At 36.6% G+C, this 3,132-nt stretch carries 4 protein-coding genes; 2 read left to right on the top strand and 2 right to left on the bottom strand.

Going from position 1 to position 3,132, the window contains the following annotated elements; translation table 11 throughout:
* A partial coding sequence (locus tag ACQR30_RS05040; RefSeq protein ID WP_429732175.1) for a TonB-dependent receptor plug domain-containing protein occupies window positions 1-912 on the bottom strand: 912 nt, incomplete at its 3' end.
* 236 nt (window positions 913-1,148) lie between these two features.
* Here ACQR30_RS05040 and ACQR30_RS05035 point away from each other — a divergent pair.
* Entirely contained in the window at window positions 1,149-1,868 is a 720-nt protein-coding gene (locus ACQR30_RS05035; protein WP_429732172.1) for a FadR/GntR family transcriptional regulator, read from the top strand.
* Window positions 1,869-1,995: 127 nt separating this feature from the next.
* On the opposite strand, the gene ACQR30_RS05030 is transcribed toward ACQR30_RS05035, so the two are convergent.
* The gene (locus ACQR30_RS05030) at window positions 1,996-2,544 is read right to left on the bottom strand and encodes a DUF1543 domain-containing protein (protein ID WP_429732170.1); all 549 of its coding nucleotides are present in this window, start codon (window positions 2,542-2,544) and stop codon (window positions 1,996-1,998) included.
* 59 nt (window positions 2,545-2,603) lie between these two features.
* Between ACQR30_RS05030 and ACQR30_RS05025 the strand changes: the two genes are divergently transcribed.
* The gene (locus ACQR30_RS05025; protein WP_429732167.1) at window positions 2,604-3,098 is read left to right on the top strand and encodes a uracil-DNA glycosylase family protein; all 495 of its coding nucleotides are present in this window, start codon (window positions 2,604-2,606) and stop codon (window positions 3,096-3,098) included.
* Window positions 3,099-3,132: the final 34 nt, after the last annotated feature.

Genomic DNA, 3,132 nt, shown 5'->3' with positions numbered 1-3,132 from the left:
ATTGACTGCCCAACCCCAAGAGCCTTGTAATTGGCCTTTATCAGTATTTGCAGCATTGGTATTTCCGTCTGCCAGATCTGCAGAATATCTAGCACCAAGCCCCTCCCTATTAAGACTTATATATTGTGCTGCAGTTAAATAGTCCGAAGGGTTTTTACGTGTAAAGTTTGTTGTTTGCCTTACGGTATAACTAATTTGAGAATGACCCTTTTTACCTCTTTTTGTAGTAATAAGTAATACACCATTAGAAGCTCGTGCACCATATATTGCAGTAGATGCCGCATCTTTTAATAAATCAATAGATTGCACATCATCCATATCTATTCCGTAAACAGATGACACAACTATGCCGTCCAAAACTACTAATGGCCCCCCGCTTCCACCCCAATCATTGCCTCCACGAAAAACAATATTTGGCGTACTACCCGGCTGACCAGTTGACTGTGATACTCTTAATCCAGGCACTGTACCTTGCAATACTGTACCGATGTTAGAGGTTGGTGAAGACTTAAATGCACGAGGGTTTACGGTTGCTACGGCTCCGGACAAATCGTGCCTACTTTGCGTCCCATAACCTACAACAACCACTTCGTCTAAGTTACTAGGACTTGCAGTCAACACGATAGTAATAGTACTAGAGTCTCCGATAGTAATTGTTTTTGACGCATAGCCGGTGTAATCAACCTGAATTTTGTCTCCAGGTTTTGCCTGAATAGAGAAAGTACCTGTGGACGAAGTGAAAGTGCCACTATGAGAACCCACTAGCGTAATACTTGCCCCCGCTAAAGACTCGTGGTCCTTTTGAGAAATCACATGGCCCTCAATTGTCCTCTTCTGCCCAAATAATACGGAAGAACAGAAGAAAAAGCTGATGGCCATTAGCCATTTAAGAATATCCGTTTTTCTTTTCATTGATTTTGGTTTTTACCTTTTTTGAAATTTATTTGCAATCGAATCAGCTTTTCAAAATATCCCCTAAAAATTCATCAAACACCGTCGTGTCAAGTATTTTAATGGGGTTTATGAAAGATTTTTTGTTAAATAATAATGTTATAATGTATTACATAATGCATAATTATGAAAAACTTTTATAACAAAAAAATTTTTTATGAATTATTTTTGCTTTTTTATACCCATTTTAAAAAATTATGCAAAACGTAAACCCGTCGCCTTCCACCTTAATTACGACATTAGATATTGTAGATACATCTAGCTTAGTAGACAAAGTTGAAGTAACGTTAATTAAGTTTTTTCTCGATAATAACTTGAAACCCGGCGATTCAATTCCAAAAGAAATAAATCTGGGAGAGGCATTAGGCGTAAGCAGAACGGTAATAAGAGAAGCCCTGCTAAGACTTAGAATGACAGGATTGATAGAGTCAAAAAAGAAAAGGGGAGCTGTACTTGCCAACCCAGATTTATTATCCTTATTACAAAAAACACTCTATCCTACCATGATGGATGACAACACGTTGAGGGATATGTTTGAAATGCGGCTGGTAATGGAGATTGGAATGGCTGATTTAATATTTTTACGGGTAACACCGGATGATATAAAGGAACTAACAGAAATAGTAAAAGTGGAACCCGCTAAAACAGATACTTATTTATTCGACATAGATCAAGAAATCAAGTTTCATGAAAAATTATACGAGATAACCGGTAACAATACATTAAAAAGATTTCAGCAAATGCTGTTACCCGTTTTCAAATATGTGCATGAAAGTGGTATACTAGCCAAAAAGGTAAAAGGCAAACGCCATGTTTCCCATAAAGGAATTGTGGATGTTATAAAAAACGGCACACCGGAAGATTTACGCAATGCAATGAGACGGCACTTTGAGAACCATTTTCAACGTCTGTTTTAGCACTAATTGTATTTAATTGTTTTGAATCGATGATCTTTCCGCGACTATAGGTCTAGTACATGCTTGCAAAATACAAAACATTCAAGGATTTTTCACCATCGATTTGTCTTTAAAGAAAAAAGTATCATTACAATTTACTCAGTTTTAAATAGCCAATATGCAAGTCATCTTCCGTCCTATCAGAGGCCGGCATAATTTGTATAGCGTATTTTTCTTTTAAATGCTTGGGCAAAATATCTTCCACATCGTATACATCGTCTACATCCACCCCATATTTATCATCAATGTGTGAAGACAAAGTATGCTTATAAAAAACGGATTCTTTCGCTTCTTGAATGGCCAAAGATTTTTCACTGCTTACTACTAAAACTTTGTAATGATATTCTTCAAATTCGCCCGGTTTATATCCGCCTAGGTTCAGGAAAAAAATTTTTTCTTTTCCTTTAATCATTTTCTCTTCCTTTAGAATAATTCTTATCTCAAAATTATCGACGCGAGTAACCTCTCTCCATGAATCAAGGTGTATTATCCCGTCAGCTTCCGGCCAAAACGCAATCATATCGGGAATTACTGACTTCAATGAATTGCCAATAGTAAACAAAATGTCGTGCTGCTCGGTATGGCGACCATTTGGTTTGCAGCCTAACAAAAGCATATATAACTTTAATTTTTCCATATAGCAATAAAGATAAAAAGATAAATAGTTTTACCGAATATTTTTTATTTTGTGCTATCATGGAAATAGAAACACACCCTCACCAGCCCTTTATTCCGAGCAGTATACAAATACTCATTGTCGGCAGTTTTCCCGGCAAAGATCAGGCGCAAGAAGGCAAATGGTTTTATAGCGCACCGCGCAACCAATTTTGGAAAATAATCGAAGGCGTCTATGAAAAACACCTGACAACAACGAAAGAAAAGCAAGAGCTGTTTTCCTCTATGGGTATCGGTATGGCAGATATTATTTTAAAAGCAAAGCGAAAGAACAATACCAATCTCGATCAGAATCTTGAAATAATTGAATTTAATGACATCGCCTTATCCAAAATTCTACAGCAATATCCGCAAATAAAAGTATTTTTCACCAGCCATTTTGTCGAGAAACATTTCAAAAAATTATTTCCTTCGTTTAAAAATATCGCATGTCTTCCTTCTCCCTCACCAAGATTCGCGACCATGTCACTCATCAATAAAATTGCTCGTTACAAAGAATTGTTGCCAATGCGATAAAACGAAAAAGTTACCTCTTTCGGAAGTAACTTTT

Origin of the sequence: Arachidicoccus sp., assembly GCF_050436765.1 — a bacterium.
Taxonomy (GTDB): domain Bacteria; phylum Bacteroidota; class Bacteroidia; order Chitinophagales; family Chitinophagaceae; genus Arachidicoccus.
This window is presented reverse-complemented; position numbering and strand designations above follow the sequence as displayed.